Origin of the sequence: Miltoncostaea oceani, from assembly GCF_018141545.1 — a bacterium.
Classification (GTDB): Bacteria; Actinomycetota; Thermoleophilia; order Miltoncostaeales; family Miltoncostaeaceae; genus Miltoncostaea; species Miltoncostaea oceani.
The window spans coordinates 746157-759907 of record NZ_CP064356.1 but is presented as its reverse complement, the minus strand read 5'-3'; the positions used below and the strand labels follow the sequence as shown (position 1 = coordinate 759907).

The 13751-nt window shown below is 72.8% G+C and carries 16 protein-coding genes; 2 read left to right on the top strand and 14 right to left on the bottom strand.

Translation table 11 applies throughout. The annotated features are described in order from the left end of the window. Window position 1: 1 nt before the first annotated feature. From rplN to tuf, 13 genes are all read right to left on the bottom strand, one after another. Entirely contained in the window at window positions 2-370 is a 369-nt protein-coding gene (gene rplN, locus IU369_RS03750) for a 50S ribosomal protein L14 (RefSeq protein ID WP_217923231.1), read from the bottom strand. Next, the gene (gene rpsQ / locus IU369_RS03745; protein ID WP_217923230.1) at window positions 370-651 is read right to left on the bottom strand and encodes a 30S ribosomal protein S17; all 282 of its coding nucleotides are present in this window, start codon (window positions 649-651) and stop codon (window positions 370-372) included. Before rpsQ ends, rplN begins: the two co-directional genes overlap by 1 nt. After that, window positions 648-842: a 50S ribosomal protein L29 gene (rpmC, locus tag IU369_RS03740; protein WP_217923229.1), complete on the bottom strand. Its 195-nt coding sequence runs from the start codon at window positions 840-842 to the stop codon at window positions 648-650. Before rpmC ends, rpsQ begins: the two co-directional genes overlap by 4 nt. Before the next feature lie 3 nt (window positions 843-845). After that, window positions 846-1259, bottom strand: coding sequence for a 50S ribosomal protein L16 (gene rplP / locus IU369_RS03735; protein ID WP_217923228.1), 414 nt, complete (start codon window positions 1257-1259; stop codon window positions 846-848). Window position 1260: 1 nt separating this feature from the next. Then, window positions 1261-2055: a 30S ribosomal protein S3 gene (gene rpsC, locus IU369_RS03730; RefSeq protein WP_217923227.1), complete on the bottom strand. Its 795-nt coding sequence runs from the start codon at window positions 2053-2055 to the stop codon at window positions 1261-1263. 3 nt (window positions 2056-2058) lie between these two features. Beyond that, window positions 2059-2421 (bottom strand): 50S ribosomal protein L22, encoded by a 363-nt coding sequence (rplV, locus tag IU369_RS03725; RefSeq protein ID WP_217923226.1) that lies wholly within the window; start codon window positions 2419-2421, stop codon window positions 2059-2061. Continuing rightward, window positions 2418-2702, bottom strand: a complete 285-nt coding sequence (gene rpsS, locus IU369_RS03720) for a 30S ribosomal protein S19 (RefSeq protein WP_217923225.1) — start codon at window positions 2700-2702, stop codon at window positions 2418-2420. The genes rplV and rpsS overlap by 4 nt, the downstream gene beginning before the upstream one ends. Window positions 2703-2707: 5 nt before the next feature. Further along, window positions 2708-3556, bottom strand: a complete 849-nt coding sequence (gene rplB, locus IU369_RS03715; protein ID WP_217923224.1) for a 50S ribosomal protein L2 — start codon at window positions 3554-3556, stop codon at window positions 2708-2710. Between the two features lie 3 nt (window positions 3557-3559). After that, window positions 3560-3862: a 50S ribosomal protein L23 gene (rplW, locus tag IU369_RS03710; protein ID WP_217923223.1), complete on the bottom strand. Its 303-nt coding sequence runs from the start codon at window positions 3860-3862 to the stop codon at window positions 3560-3562. After that, the gene (gene rplD, locus IU369_RS03705) at window positions 3859-4809 is read right to left on the bottom strand and encodes a 50S ribosomal protein L4 (protein ID WP_217923222.1); all 951 of its coding nucleotides are present in this window, start codon (window positions 4807-4809) and stop codon (window positions 3859-3861) included. Before rplD ends, rplW begins: the two co-directional genes overlap by 4 nt. Beyond that, entirely contained in the window at window positions 4809-5429 is a 621-nt protein-coding gene (rplC, locus tag IU369_RS03700) for a 50S ribosomal protein L3 (RefSeq protein WP_217923221.1), read from the bottom strand. The genes rplD and rplC overlap by 1 nt, the downstream gene beginning before the upstream one ends. Before the next feature lie 2 nt (window positions 5430-5431). Next, on the bottom strand, window positions 5432-5740 hold the full coding sequence (rpsJ, locus tag IU369_RS03695) for a 30S ribosomal protein S10 (protein ID WP_217913728.1): 309 nt from the start codon (window positions 5738-5740) through the stop codon (window positions 5432-5434). 78 nt (window positions 5741-5818) lie between these two features. Further along, the gene (gene tuf, locus IU369_RS03690; protein WP_217923220.1) at window positions 5819-7006 is read right to left on the bottom strand and encodes an elongation factor Tu; all 1188 of its coding nucleotides are present in this window, start codon (window positions 7004-7006) and stop codon (window positions 5819-5821) included. A gap of 224 nt (window positions 7007-7230) precedes the next feature. Here tuf and IU369_RS03685 point away from each other — a divergent pair, with 224 nt between their 5' ends. Further along, window positions 7231-9894 (top strand): FAD-binding and (Fe-S)-binding domain-containing protein, encoded by a 2664-nt coding sequence (locus IU369_RS03685; protein WP_217923219.1) that lies wholly within the window; start codon window positions 7231-7233, stop codon window positions 9892-9894. Continuing rightward, window positions 9891-11528, top strand: a complete 1638-nt coding sequence (locus IU369_RS03680; RefSeq protein WP_217923218.1) for a nitroreductase family deazaflavin-dependent oxidoreductase — start codon at window positions 9891-9893, stop codon at window positions 11526-11528. Before IU369_RS03685 ends, IU369_RS03680 begins: the two co-directional genes overlap by 4 nt. Before the next feature lie 75 nt (window positions 11529-11603). On the opposite strand, the gene fusA is transcribed toward IU369_RS03680, so the two are convergent. Beyond that, window positions 11604-13694: an elongation factor G gene (fusA, locus tag IU369_RS03675; protein ID WP_281426206.1), complete on the bottom strand. Its 2091-nt coding sequence runs from the start codon at window positions 13692-13694 to the stop codon at window positions 11604-11606. Between the last annotated feature and the right edge of the window lie 57 nt (window positions 13695-13751).

Here is a 13751-nt window from a genome sequence, read left to right as displayed (position 1 = left end):
CCTACAGGACCTCCGGGGCGAGACTGATGATCTTCATGAAGTTCTTCTCGCGCAGCTCGCGCGCCACCGGGCCGAAGATGCGGGTGCCACGGGGGTTCTGGGCGTTGTCGATGATGACGGCGGCGTTCTCGTCGAAGGCGATGAAGGTGCCGTCGTTGCGGCCGTGCTCCTTCTTGGTGCGCACGATGACCGCGCGCACGACGTCGCCCTTCTTGATCGCGCCGTTCGGAACGGCCTGCTTGACCGTCCCGACGATGATGTCGCCCACGGACGCCGAGCGCCGGCGGGAGCCGCCCATGATGCGGATGCAGAGGATCTCGCGGGCGCCGGTGTTGTCGGCGACGCGGAGTCGTGTCTCGACCTGGACCACTAGCGGGCCTTCTCGATGATCTCGACCAGGCGCCAGCGCTTCTGGCGGGACAGCGGGCGGCACTCGATCACGCGGACCAGGTCCCCGGTGTTCGCCTCGTTGCGCTCGTCGTGGGCGTGCAGCTTCGTCGACCGGCGCACGGTCTTGCCATAGACCGGGTGGGCGCGCGAGGTCTCGAGCCGGACGGTGATGGTCTTGTCGCGCGCGGAGGAGACGACGTAGCCCGTACGCGTCTTGCGTGCGGCGACCGACTCCTGCGGCGTCTTCGTCGCCGGGCTCATGACTGCTGCTCCCTCTCGTGCGCGATGGTGAGGATGCGGGCGATCTCCCGTCGGCGGGACGACAGCTCGGACGTCCGCTCGAGCGCCCCGGACGCGTGCTGGAAGCGCAGGTTGAAGTGCGCCTCGCGAGCCTCGCCGAGGGTGCGGGCGAGCTCCGCGTCCGACAGGTCCCTGATCTCCTTGGCCTTCATGGTCTAGCCGTCCTCACGGGTCACGAACTTGCAACGGATCGGGAGCTTGGTCGCGGCGAGCTGCATGGCCTCACGCGCGAGCGGCTCCGGGACGCCGGCGAGCTCGAACATGATGCGGCCCGGCTTGACGACGGCGACCCAGCCCTCCGGGGAGCCCTTGCCGGAACCCATGCGGGTCTCGGCGGGCTTCTTGGTGAAGGGCTTCTGGGGGAAGATGTTGATCCAGACCTTGCCGCCACGCTTGATGCGGCGGGTCATGGCGATACGGGCCGCCTCGATCTGGCGGTTCGTGATCGCGGCCGGCTCGAGGGCCTTGAGGCCGTACTCGCCGAAGTGGATGACGTGGTTGCCCTTCGAGAGCCCGCGGCGGCGGCCGCGGTGCTCCTTGCGGTGCTTGGTGCGCTTCGGCATCAACACGTCAGCTGCCCTCCCCGGAGCCCGAGCCCTGCGACGAGCGGTCGCCGCCGCCGCCACGACGATCCCCGCCGCCACCGCCACCGCCGCCACCGGGGCGACGGTCGCGACGCGGACGGCGCGGAGGCGGAGCCGCCTCCATGTCCGTGCGGCCGCGGCTGTCGGTGACGCCCTCGGGCAGGACCTCGCCCTTGTTGATCCACACCTTCACGCCGATGCGGCCGAACGTCGTCTTGGCCTCGTGGAAGCCGTAGTCGATGTCCGCGCGCAGCGTGTGCAGGGGGACGCGCCCGTCCGAGTAGTGCTCGGACCGGGACATCTCGGTGCCGCCCAGGCGCCCGCCGCACTGCACCTTCACGCCCTGTGCGCCGGAGCGCATGGCGGAGGTCAGCGCGCGCTTCATGGCGCGGCGGAAGCTCACCCGGTTCTCGAGCTGCTCGGCGATCGACTGGGCGACCAGCTTCGCGTCGAGCTCGGGGCGCTTGATCTCGTTGATGTTCACCTGGATCTGCTTGCCGGTGAGCCGGTTCAGCTCGCGGCGCAGGGCGTCCACCTCGGACCCGCTCTTGCCGATCACGATGCCCGGGCGGGCCGTGAAGATGTCGACGGTGAGCTTCGTCTGGTCCTTCTTGAGGTGGATCGAGGACAGCCCGGCGTGGCTGAGCTTGCGGGTGATGTGGTTGCGCACCACCCGGTCCTCGTCCAGGTACTTCGCGAAGTCGCGCTCGGAGAACCAGTTGGAGCGCCACCCGTTCAGGACGCCCAGGCGGAACCCGGTGGGGTTGATCTTCTGACCCATTGTCTAGCGTCCCGTCTCGGCGAGGCCGATGGTGATGTGGCACGTGCGCTTCATGATCGGCGTCGCACGCCCCTGGGCGCGCGGACGGAAGCGCTTGATCGTCGGGCCCTCGTCGACGGTCACCTTCACGAGGCGCAGCTCGCGGACGTCGAGGCCGTGGTTGTGGTCCGCGTTGGCGACGGCCGACTGCAGGACCTTGCGCAGCGGCACGGCCGCGGCACGGGTGCTGTAGGCGAGGATCGCCTGCGCGTCCGCGACGGACTTGCCGCGCACGAGGTCCGCCACGAGGCGGCCCTTGCGGGCGGAGGTCCGCACGTAGCGGGCCGTGGCCTGGACCACGGCGGGGGCGGCGGCGTCGGTGCTCATCGGCGCATCGTCGAGGTCCGGTCGGAGCCGGCGTGGCCCCGATAGGTCCGGGTCGGGGCGAATTCGCCCAGCTTGTGGCCGACCATGCTCTCACTCACGAACACGGGCACGTGCTTGCGCCCGTCGTGGATGGCGATCGTGTGACCGACCATCTCCGGGAAGACCGTGGACGAACGCGACCAGGTGCGGACGATCCGCTTCTCGTTGGCCGTGTTCATCTCCTCGATCCTCTTCATGAGGCGCTCGTCGACGAACGGTCCCTTCTTCGCGCTTCGACCCATGTGCTCTAGCGCCCCTCGGTGTGCTTGCCGCGCTTGCGGCCGCGGACGATGTACTTGCTGCTCGGCTTGCCCTTCTTGCGCGTGCGGTAGCCGTTGGTCGGCTTGCCCCACGGGGTCACCGGGTGGCGACCGGAGTTGCTCTTGCCCTCACCACCGCCGTGCGGGTGGTCCACCGGGTTCATGGCGGAGCCACGCACCTTGGGGCGCTTGCCCTTCCAGCGACTGCGGCCGGCCTTGCCGATGGTGACGTTCTCGTGCGACACGTTGCCGATCTGGCCGACCGTGGCGCGGCAGTCCAGGTGCACGAGGCGCATCTCGCTCGACGGCAGTCGGAGGGTGGCGTAGTCGCCGTCCTTCGCCATGAGCTGTGCGCCGGTGCCGGCCGAGCGGCAGAGCTGCCCGCCGCGACCGATCTGGAGCTCGATGTTGTGGACGGTGGTACCCGTCGGGATGTCACGCAGCGCGAGCGAGTTGCCCGGCTTGATGTCGGCCTTCGGGCCGCTCATGACGGTGTCGCCGACGCGCAGGCGGAGCGGCGCCAGGATGTAGCGCTTCTCGCCGTCGGCGTAGTGGAGCAGCGCGATGCGGGCCGACCGGTTGGGGTCGTACTCGATCGTCGCCACGCGGGCGGGGACCTCGTCCTTGCGCCGCTTGAAGTCGATGATGCGGTACCGGCGCTTGTGCCCGCCGCCGATGTGCCGGCTGGTGACCCGGCCGTTGTTGTTGCGACCACCTGTCTTGCTGATCTTGTCGAGCAGCGACTTCTCGGGTGTGGTCGATGTGACCTCCTCGAAGTCCGACCCGGTCATGAACCGGCGGCTCGGCGAGGTGGGCTTGTACTTGCGGATGCCCACGGCTTATGCCCCCTCGAAAAGCTCGATGGTGTCGCCGGGCCGGAGCTCGACGATGGCCTTCTTCCAGCCCGGGCGGCGGCCGCGCGAGGCGCCGCGCCGCTTGGGCTTGCTCTTGACGGCCGACGTGCGGACGTCGGTCACGGTGACGTCGAAGAGGTCCTCGATCGCCTGCCGGATCTCGGTCTTGTGCGCCCCGTCCAGCACGCGGAACGTGTACTGGTTGTGGGCCTGCACGAGCTGGAAGCTCTTCTCCGAGATGACGGGCCGCACGATGACCTTGCGGATGTCCTGACGCAGGGAGCTCACGAGCTCTTCTCCTCGTCGGTCGCGTCGGCGTCCTCGGCGGGCGCGTCCTCGGCGGGTGCCTCGTCGGCGGTGGCCTCGGGGGCCTCCGCGACGTCGGCCTCGACGGTCTCGGCGGCCTCGGCCTCCGGCGCCTCCGCGGTGGTCTCCTCGACCTCGGCCTCGGCGGCCGGCGCCTCGTCGGCGGCGGCGGCCTTCTTCGACCGCGAGCGCTTCGGCTTCGGGGCCTCGGCGGGGGCGACGGTGTTGGCCGGCGCGACCGGCGCCGTCTTCTTCGCGGCGGGCTTGGCCGTCGGGGCGGGCGAGACGGCCTCGACCTCGACGGGCTCGCCGACCAGGCGCTCCCAGGCGGCGCGCTCGACCAGGATGCCCCGAGCGGCGACGATGTCGACCGTCTCGAGCTCGATCCCGGCGAGGACGTAGACGCCCTGGATGTTGCGGAACGCGCGGGCCTCGACCGAGTCGAGGTCCTGCACGACCACGAGCAGCGGGCGCACCTGCAGGCCGTCGGGGGCCTGGCGCAGGTACTCGACCGCGGCGCGGGTGGAGGGGGTCTCCCAGCCGGTCGCGTCCATGACGGCCGCGGAGCCGCGGTCGACCTGGGCGCGGATCGCCGCGCGGAACGCCTGCTGGCGGACCTTGCGGTTCACCTTGCCGCCGTACGAGCGCGGCGACGGGCCGAAGACGATGCCACCGCCGGTCCAGTGCGGCGCGCGGCTCGAGCCCTGACGGGCGCGGCCGGTGCCCTTCTGGCGCCACGGCTTCGCGCCACCGCCGCGGACCTTGCCGCGCGTCAGCGTCGAGTGCGTGCCGGCGCGGCGGGCCGCGAGCTCGGCGATGACCGTCTCGTGGATGAGGTGCTGCTTGATGGGCGTCTCGGCCACGGAGGGCGCGAGCGCGGCGACGCCGGCCGCGAGGCCGGCGGCGTCCAGTACGGGGACCGGGGTCACTACTCGGGCCTCACGATCACGATGCCGTTGACGCCCCCGGGGACGGCGCCGCGCACCAGGAGCAGGTTCCGCTCCGGATCGCAGTCGACCACCTGGAGGCCACGCTGGGTGACGGTCTCGGAGCCCATGTGCCCGCTCATCCGGATGCCCTTGAAGACGCGCGCCGGATACGCGGCGGCGCCGATCGACCCGGGCTGGCGGATGTTGTGGGAACCGTGGCTCTTCGGCCCGCGCTTGAAGTTGTGGCGCTTGATGGTGCCGGCGTAGCCCTTGCCCTTGGAGGTCCCGGTCACGCGGACCATCTGGCCGGGCTCGAAGGTCGCCACCGTCACGACGTCGCCCACGGCCACCTCGCCGCCGAGCTCCTCGGGGGAGAACTCGTGGAGGTGGCGCAGCGGCGGGGCGCTCGCCTTCTTGAGGTGCCCGAGCTGCCCCTTGGTGAGGTGCTTGGGCTTGCCCGCGCCGAAGCCGAGCTGGACGGCGTCGTAGCCGTCGGTCTCGGGCGTCTTGACCTGGGTGACGTGGCAGGGGCCGGCCTCGATCACGGTGAGCGGCACGCGTGCGCCGTCCTCGCCGAAGATCTGGGTCATGCCGACCTTGCGTCCGATGATCGCGGGCACGGTTACGCCTTGATCTCGATGTCGACGCCGGCGGGCAGGTCGAGCCGCATGAGCGAGTCGACCGTCTTGGGCGTGGGCGAGTAGATGTCGATGAGACGCTTGTGCGTGCGGATCTCGAAGTGCTCCCGCGAGTCCTTGTCCTTGAACGGCCCACGGATCACGCAGTAGACGTTGCGCTCCGTCGGGAGCGGCACCGGCCCGGAGATCGTCGCTCCGCTGCGCTGCGCCGTCTCGACGATCGAAGCCGCGCTCTTGTCGATCAGCTCGTGATCGTAGGCCTTGAGGCGGATCCTGATCTTGTTCTGCTGCACTCGAGCGGCGCCTTGTTCGTGGGGAAAGAAAACCCCGCCGCCTCCGGGGGGAGACGGCGGGGTCGGGGTCCTACGTGCTTATTCGGTGATGCTCTCGACGACTCCGGCGCCGACGGTGCGGCCACCCTCGCGGATGGCGAAGCGGAGGCCCTCCTCCATGGCGATCGGCTGGATCAGCTCGACGTCCATGGTGGCGTTGTCGCCGGGCATGACCATCTCCACGCCCTCCTGCAGGTTCACCACGCCGGTCACGTCCGTCGTGCGGAAGTAGAACTGCGGGCGGTAGTTCGTGAAGAACGGCGTGTGACGGCCGCCCTCGTCCTTGGAGAGCACGTACACCTGCGCCTTGAACTTGGTGTGCGGCGTGATCGACTTCGGCGCCGCGAGCACCTGGCCGCGCTGGATGTCCTCGCGCTTCACGCCGCGGAGCAGTGCGCCGATGTTGTCGCCGGCGCGCCCCTCGTCGAGCAGCTTGCGGAACATCTCGACGCCGGTGACGACGGTGCTCGTGGTCTCGGGGGTCATCCCGACGACCTCGACCGTCTCGCCCACCTTGATGATGCCGCGCTCGACGCGACCGGTCGCGACGGTGCCGCGGCCGGTGATGGTGAAGACGTCCTCGACGGGCATCAGGAACGCCTTGTCCACGTCGCGCTCGGGGAGCGGGATGTAGTCGTCGACCGCCTGCATCAGCGCGAGGATGTCCTCGGCCGCCGCGGCGTCGCCGTTCAGGGCGTTCAGGGCGGAGCCCTTGATGATCGGGATGTCGTCGCCGGGGAACTCGTAGAGCGACAGCAGCTCCCGGACCTCGAGCTCGACGAGCTCGAGCAGCTCCTCGTCGTCGACCATGTCGGCCTTGTTGAGGAACACGACGATCGACGGCACGCCGACCTGGCGGGCGAGCAGGATGTGCTCACGCGTCTGCGGCATGGGGCCGTCGGCGGCGGACACGACGAGGATCGCCCCGTCCATCTGCGCCGCGCCGGTGATCATGTTCTTGATGTAGTCGGCGTGCCCCGGGCAGTCCACGTGGGCGTAGTGCCGGTTCTCGGTCTCGTACTCGACGTGAGCGGTGGCGATGGTGATGCCGCGCTCCCGCTCCTCCGGTGCCTTGTCGATCGCGTCGAAGGCGACCGCGACACCGCCGCCCTTCTCGGCCAGGACCTTGGTGATGGCGGCCGTCAGGGTCGTCTTGCCGTGATCGACGTGGCCGATGGTGCCCACGTTCACGTGCGGCTTCGACCTGTCGAACTTCTCTTTCGCCATCGATCGCTCCCTCTGGGCACTCGGCGTCGCGACCGCTCGGATGGGCCGCGTTCCCTGTCCAAATATCCCCCCGGCGCAGAACGCGCGGCCCGAGGGCCGCGCGCGAGAAACCGGGCGCTCCGCAGAGCCGGGGTAGATTAGCAAAAGGCCCCCGGCCCGCAAGGCGGTCACGCCGCGCGACTGGTGGTGATCTCGCGCGGCCTCGGAGACCGTAGCATCCCCTCGTGGACGCGTCGGGAATGGTCGCCGATCTGCGCGGGACGGCCCGGGGCGCGGTGCACGACGACCGCGCGTCACGGGAGCTGTACGCGTGCGACGCCAGCCTCTACCGGCGCCTCCCGGCGGCCACGCTGCGGGCCCTCCACGAGGAGGACCTGGACGCCGCCGTGACGGCCTGCGCGGCCCACGGCGTCCCCCTCACGGTGCGGGCCGGCGGGACGAGCCTCGCCGGTCAGGCCGTGGGCCGCGGGCTGCTGGTCGACTGCTCCGCGCTCGACGCGATCGAGATCGACGCGGACCGGCGGGTCGCGCGCGTCGGGCCGGGGGTGGTGCTCGACCGCCTGAACGCCGCGGCGGCGGTCCACGGGCTGGCCTTCGGGCCGGACGTCGCGTCGTCCAGCCGGGCCACGCTCGGGGGGATGATCGCGAACAACTCGGCGGGCGCGCGCTCGATCGTCCACGGGCTCACCGCCGACCACGTCCTCGCCCTCGGGGTGACGCTCGCCGACGGCACCCGCGCGACCCTGCGGCGGGGCGACCCCGCCCCGCCGGCCCTCGCGGGCGCGCGCCACCTGGGCGCCGCGGCCCGCCCACCGGACCTCCTGCGCCGCGTGTCGGGGTACGCCCTCGAGGCCCTGTCCGGCGACGACCCCGACTGGCCCCGCGTCGTGTGCGGGTCGGAGGGGACGCTGGCGGTGACGCGCTGGGCGGAGCTCCGCCTGGTGGAGCGGCCCGCGGCCCGCGGCCTGGCGGTGCTGTCCCTGCCGTCGGTGGACGCCGCCATCGAGGCGACCCTCGCCGCGCTGGAGCGCGGGCCGTCGGCGGTCGAGCTGATGGGCGCCGCCGCCCTCGACGCCGGCGCCGCGGCGGAGCTGATCGTCGAGTTCAGCGGCGAACCGGGCGAGGTGCGCGACCGGGTGCGGGCGACGCGCGGTGCGCAGGTCCTGCTCGACTCCGCCGCCCAGGAGCGCGTCTGGGCCGTCCGGCGGGCGGGGATCGGTCGCGCCCTGCGGGTCGCGACGACCGCGCCGGGCGACCCGCGGCCCCTGGCCTTCATCGAGGACCCCGCGGTGCCGCCGGCGCGCCTCCCCGAACTGGCGCGCGGCGTCCGCGCGATCCTCGGGCGCGAGGGCCTCGACGCCGCCTGGTACGGCCACGCCAGCGTCGGGTGCCTGCACATCCGGCCGCGGATGGACCTGCGCCTCCCCGGCGCCGTCGCGTCGCTGCGCCGGATCGCGGAGGAGACCGCCGACCTCGTCGTCGCGCTCGGCGGCTCCCTGTCGGGCGAGCACGGGGACGGGCGCGCCCGCAGCGAGCTGCTGCCCCGCATGTTCCCGCCGGGGACGATCGCCGCGTTCGCCGAGCTGAAGGACCGGCTCGACCCGGGCCGGATCCTCAACCCCGGGGTCCTCGTCGACCCCGACCGCCTCGACGAGGGCCTGCGGCTCGTGGCATCGCCCCCGCGCCGGGCCCGGCGCACCGCCGTGTCGTTCGGTGACGCGGGCGGCCTGGCCCGCGCCGCCGAGGCCTGCAACGGCAACGGCGCCTGCCGGGGGTCGGCCGGGGCCATGTGCCCGAGCTACCAGGCCCTCGGCGACGAGCGCCACGCCACCCGGGGCCGCGCCGTGCTGTTCCGCGCCGCGCTCGAGGGTCGACTCGCGGGCGGTCTCGCCGATGAGGGCCTGCATGACGCCCTCGACCTCTGCCTCGGCTGCAAGGCCTGCGCCTCCGAGTGCCCCGCCCAGGTGGACATGGCGCGGATGAAGGTCGAGGCCCTCGCCCACCGCCACCGCGCCCTCGGCACCCCGCTCGCGGCGCGGCTGGCCGGTCACGCCCACGACCTCCTCGCCCTCGGTGCCCGCGCCCCGTGGCTCGCCCGCCGCACGGCGCCGCTCGCCGGTCGGGTGCTCAGGTTCCGCCCCCCGCTGCCCGTCCGCGCCTGGCGCCCCTCGCCGGCCGTGGACGTCGCCGACGGCGCCCCCGAGGTGGCGCTGATGGCCGACACGTTCACCCGGTACCTCGACCCCGGCATCGGGGAGGCCGCCCTGCGGGTGCTCGGCGCGAGCGGCGCCCGGGTGCGCGTCGTCGACCCGGGCTGCTGCGGGCGGCCGCTCCTGTCGCAGGGCCTCGTCGGCGCCGCGCGGGCGCGTGCGCGGGGCGCCCTCGCGCGCCTCGCCCCCCACGCGATCGCGGGGCGACCGATCGTCGTGCTCGAACCGTCCTGCTGGTCCATGCTTGTCGACGATCTCCCCCGCCTGGTGCCCGGCGACCCCCGGGCCCGGTGGGTGGCCGATGCGGCGGTCACGTTCGAGCGTGCCGTCGCCGACCTCGGCGGGCCGCCGCTGCGCCCCGCCGGAGAGGACGTCGTCGTACACGAGCACTGCCACACGCGCGCGCTGGGAGGGGGCCGGGAGGGCGCCGCCGCGCTCGCCGGCGTCCCCGGCGCCGGCGGCCGCGACTCGGGCGCCGGCTGCTGCGGGATGGCGGGCACGTTCGGGCACGCCCACCCGGACCTGTCGCGCCGGATCGCGGAGGACCGCCTCGCGCCGGCCGTGCGCGGCGCCGACCTCGCGGTCGCCGCCGGGACGTCCTGCCGCGAGCAGATCCGCCGCACCACCGGGCGCCCCGCCCTGCACCCCGCGGAGCACATGGCCGCGAGGCTCGCGTGATCCGCGCGCGTCGCGGCGCGGGGGTCCCCGCCCAGATGCTCAACGGCGTCGTCGCCCTGCTGGTCGGCCGCCTCGGGCTGCCGATCCCGGCGCTGCGGATGCTGCGCGTCCACGGCCGGCGGAGCGGACGTCTGCGCACCACGCCGGTGATGGTGCTGCGCCGCGGAGGCGGGCGCTACCTCGTCGCCCCCCGCGGCCGGACGGACTGGGCGCTGAACCTCGACGCCGCCGGGTGGGGCGAGCTGATCCGCGGACGCCACGTCGAGCGCGTCGGCGCGACGCCGGTGTCGGGCGACGAGCAGGCGGAGGTGGTCGCCGCCTACGTCCGCCGCTTCGGCTGGCTGACGGGGCGCTTCTTCGCGCTCGGCCGGCGGCCGACCGCCGCCCAGGCCGCCCGGGTCGCCCACCGGCACCCCGTCTTCCGGCTCGGCGCGATGATGCTCCTGTGCCTCGCCGTCGCGGGCCCGGCCGCCGCCGCGCGGCCCGGGTTCACGATCGCCCCCGGGCAGCTCCCCGCCGACGACGCCGCGGCCGAGTTCCAGCTCTACACGTCGTTGATCTACGCCCGGCCCGGCTCCCAGACGGCGCGCGACATCGACTACGTGCTCCGCCTCGCCCAGTTCGCCGCCCGCCCCGACACGCCCCCGGCCCGCAAGGCCACGATCTCGCGGACCCTGCGCGTGAACGCGTGGTGGTACGCACGGCGCGGGGCCCCCGACCGCCGCGCCATCGTCCGCGACCCCGCGGGCGTGCTGCACACCTACTGGGGGCGCCGCGGCTTCGCGCTGAACCCGGTCGCCACCGCCGGCCGCTGGCAGGACCTCAACGACGACGTCGGCCCCGTCGACCTGGCGGCGGCGCTGCTGCCCTTCGGGGTCCCCCACTCCGGCGGCGGCCGCGACTTCCTCGTGTGGGAGTACTACGACGTCCCCGACCAGCCGGGGGTCATCCAGCCGGGCGCGTCGGGGATGGCGCAGGGCCGGATCGCCCAGCTCATGGCCCGCGCCTACCACCGCACCGGCGAGGCGCGCTTCTCCGACGCCGCCGTCGGGGCCCTCGGCGCCTTCGCGGTGCCGGTCGACGCGGGGGGCGTGCTGAGCGACGTGGCCCTCGGCCCGGCGAAGCGCCCCTGGTACGTCGAGCGGGCCTACCCCGGCGGCAACCGCTGGCGGGGCGCGGCGCTCAACGGCTTCATGGTGACCCTGCTGAACCTGCACGGCACCGCGCCCCTGCTGACCTCGCGACCGGAGCCCCTCCGCACCGGTCCCCGGGAGCAGCGGCGCCGTCCCCGGGCGCCGGGCGCGGTCACCGCCGGCCGGTTCGCCGCGGCGCTCGCGTCACGGGGCGAGGCGAGCCTGCAGCGGTACCTGCCGCTGCACGACACCGGCACGTGGAGCATCTACGGCCTGCTGACGCCCGGCTTCAGGTGGCGCACCCACGTGGCCGACAAGGGCTACCACTGCTACCACGTGCGCCTGCTCGGCAAGCTCGCCGTCCAGGCGCCGTTCCGCGGGTTCGACCGGTGGGAGGCGCGGTGGGACGGGTACGCCCGCCGCGAGGGCGTCGACTGCACCCGCCAGGACGAGCCCGCCCCGACCACCCCGACGTCGGGACCGACTACCCCGATCGACTGAACGACGGGGGGCCCGGCGCGATCCTCGCCGCCGGGCCCCCGTCGATCCGCGTGCGCCGCCCCGGGGGGCGGCGGGCTAGCGCCCGACCTTGGCCTTGATCTCCTCGGCGATGGAGTTCGGGACCTCGGCGTACGCGTGGAACTGCATGGTGAACGTGGCGCGGCCCTGGGTGGCGGAGCGCACCGACGTCGCGTACCCGAACATCTGCGACAGCGGCACCTGCGCGTTGACGACCTCGGTCGTCGCCCCGCGGGACTCCATGCCGCCGATGCGGCCACGACGCGACGTCAGGTCGCCGACGACGGTGCCGACGAAGTCCTTCGGCACGACGACCTCGACCTGCATGATCGGCTCGAGCAGCGCCGGGGAGGCACGCTTCACGGCCTCCTTCAGCGCCATGGAGCCGGCGATCTTGAAGGCGATCTCGGACGAGTCCACCTCGTGGTACGAACCGTCCACGAGCCGCACCTTGACGTCCACCATCGGGAAGCCGGCGACGACGCCGCCCTCCAGCGCCTCGCGGATGCCCTGGTCCACCGCGGGGACGTACTCCTTCGGGATGGAGCCACCGACGATCTTGCTCTCGAACTCGTAGCCCTTGCCCTGCTCGTTGGGCTCGACGTCGATGTAGACGTGGCCGAACTGGCCGCGGCCACCGGTCTGGCGGACGAAGCGGCCCTCGACCTTCTTGACCTCCTTGCGGATGGTCTCGCGGTACGCGACCTGCGGGTTGCCGACGTTGGCGTCCACGCTGAACTCGCGCATCAGGCGGTCCACGATGATCTCGAGGTGCAGCTCGCCCATGCCGGAGATGACCGTCTGGCCGGTCTCCTCGTCGGTGCGCATGCGGAACGTCGGGTCCTCGTCCGACAGCCGCTGCAGCGCGGTCGTCAGCTTCTCCTGGTCCTGCTTGGTCTTCGGCTCGATCGCGAGGTGGATGACCGGCTCCGGGAACGTCATGCGCTCCAGGATCACCGGGTCCGCCGTGTCGGTGAGCGTGTCGCCGGTGGTCGTCGACTTCAGGCCGACGGCGGCGACGATGTCGCCGGCCGAGACCGAGTCGACGTCCTCGCGGTGGTTCGCGTGCATCATCAGCAGACGGCCGACGCGCTCCTTGCGGTCCTTCGTCGCGTTGATGATGCCGGTGCCGCTGGCCATCGAACCGGAGTAGACGCGCAGGTAGGTGAGGCGGCCCACGTAGGGGTCGCTCATGACCTTGAACGCCAGCGCCGAGAACGGCCCGTTGGGGTCGGCCTCGCGGACGACCTCCTCGTCGGTGCCGGGGATGGTGCCGGTGGCGGGCTGCACGTCGAGCGGCGACGGGAGGAGGTCCACGACCGCGTCGAGCAGCGGCTGGACGCCCTTGTTCTTGAAGGAGGAGCCGCAGAGCACCGGGGTGATCGCGATGGCGAGCACGGCGGTGCGGATCGCCTGGACCAGGCGGTCCTTCTCGATCTCCTTGCCGTCGAGGTAGGCCTCGGCGAGCTCGTCGTCGTGGTCGGCGAGGGCGGCGATCAGCGTCTCACGGGCCATCTCGGCCTCGTCGGCCATGTCGGCCGGGATGTCCTCGATCTCGAAGTCGGTGCCGAGGTCGTCCTTGTAGACGATCGCCTTCATGCCGATCAGGTCGATGATGCCGCCGAAGTCGCCCTCGGCGCCGATCGGGAGCTGGATCGGGATGGCGTTCGCGCCGAGCCGGTCGACCATGGTGGCCACGGCCTTGCCGAAGTCGGCGCCGAGGCGGTCCATCTTGTTGACGTAGGCGATCCGGGGCACGCCGTAGCGGTCCGCCTGGCGCCAGACGGTCTCGCTCTGCGGCTCGACGCCGGCGACGGAGTCGAACACCGCGACGGCGCCGTCGAGCACGCGGAGGCTGCGCTCCACCTCGATGGTGAAGTCCACGTGGCCCGGCGTGTCGATGATGTTGATGCGGTGGTCGCGCCAGAAGCACGTGGTCGCGGCGCTCGTGATGGTGATGCCGCGCTCCTGCTCCTGCGCCATCCAGTCCATCGTGGCCGCGCCGTCGTGCACCTCGCCGATCCGGTGCGTACGCCCCGTGTAGTAGAGGATGCGCTCCGTGGTGGTGGTCTTCCCGGCGTCGATGTGCGCCATGATCCCGATGTTCCGGGTCCGCTCGAGGGAGACCTTCTTCGCCGTCGTCGTCACGCCCTCACCTCGTCCAAGTCGCCGCGGCGGCCGTCGGCCGGCCGCTCGCGGGAATAC

What these genes read in the sequence shown, in the direction of transcription:
- tuf (WP_217923220.1), bottom strand. Translation starts at nt 7,006, where the DNA reads ATGGCGAAAGAGAAGTTCGACAGGTCGAAGCCGCACGTGAACGTGGGC.
- rplV (WP_217923226.1), bottom strand. Translation starts at nt 2,421, where the DNA reads ATGAGCACCGACGCCGCCGCCCCCGCCGTGGTCCAGGCCACGGCCCGC.
- rpsC (WP_217923227.1), bottom strand. Translation starts at nt 2,055, where the DNA reads ATGGGTCAGAAGATCAACCCCACCGGGTTCCGCCTGGGCGTCCTGAAC.
- rpsS (WP_217923225.1), bottom strand. Translation starts at nt 2,702, where the DNA reads ATGGGTCGAAGCGCGAAGAAGGGACCGTTCGTCGACGAGCGCCTCATG.
- rpsQ (WP_217923230.1), bottom strand. Translation starts at nt 651, where the DNA reads ATGAGCCCGGCGACGAAGACGCCGCAGGAGTCGGTCGCCGCACGCAAG.
- rpmC (WP_217923229.1), bottom strand. Translation starts at nt 842, where the DNA reads ATGAAGGCCAAGGAGATCAGGGACCTGTCGGACGCGGAGCTCGCCCGC.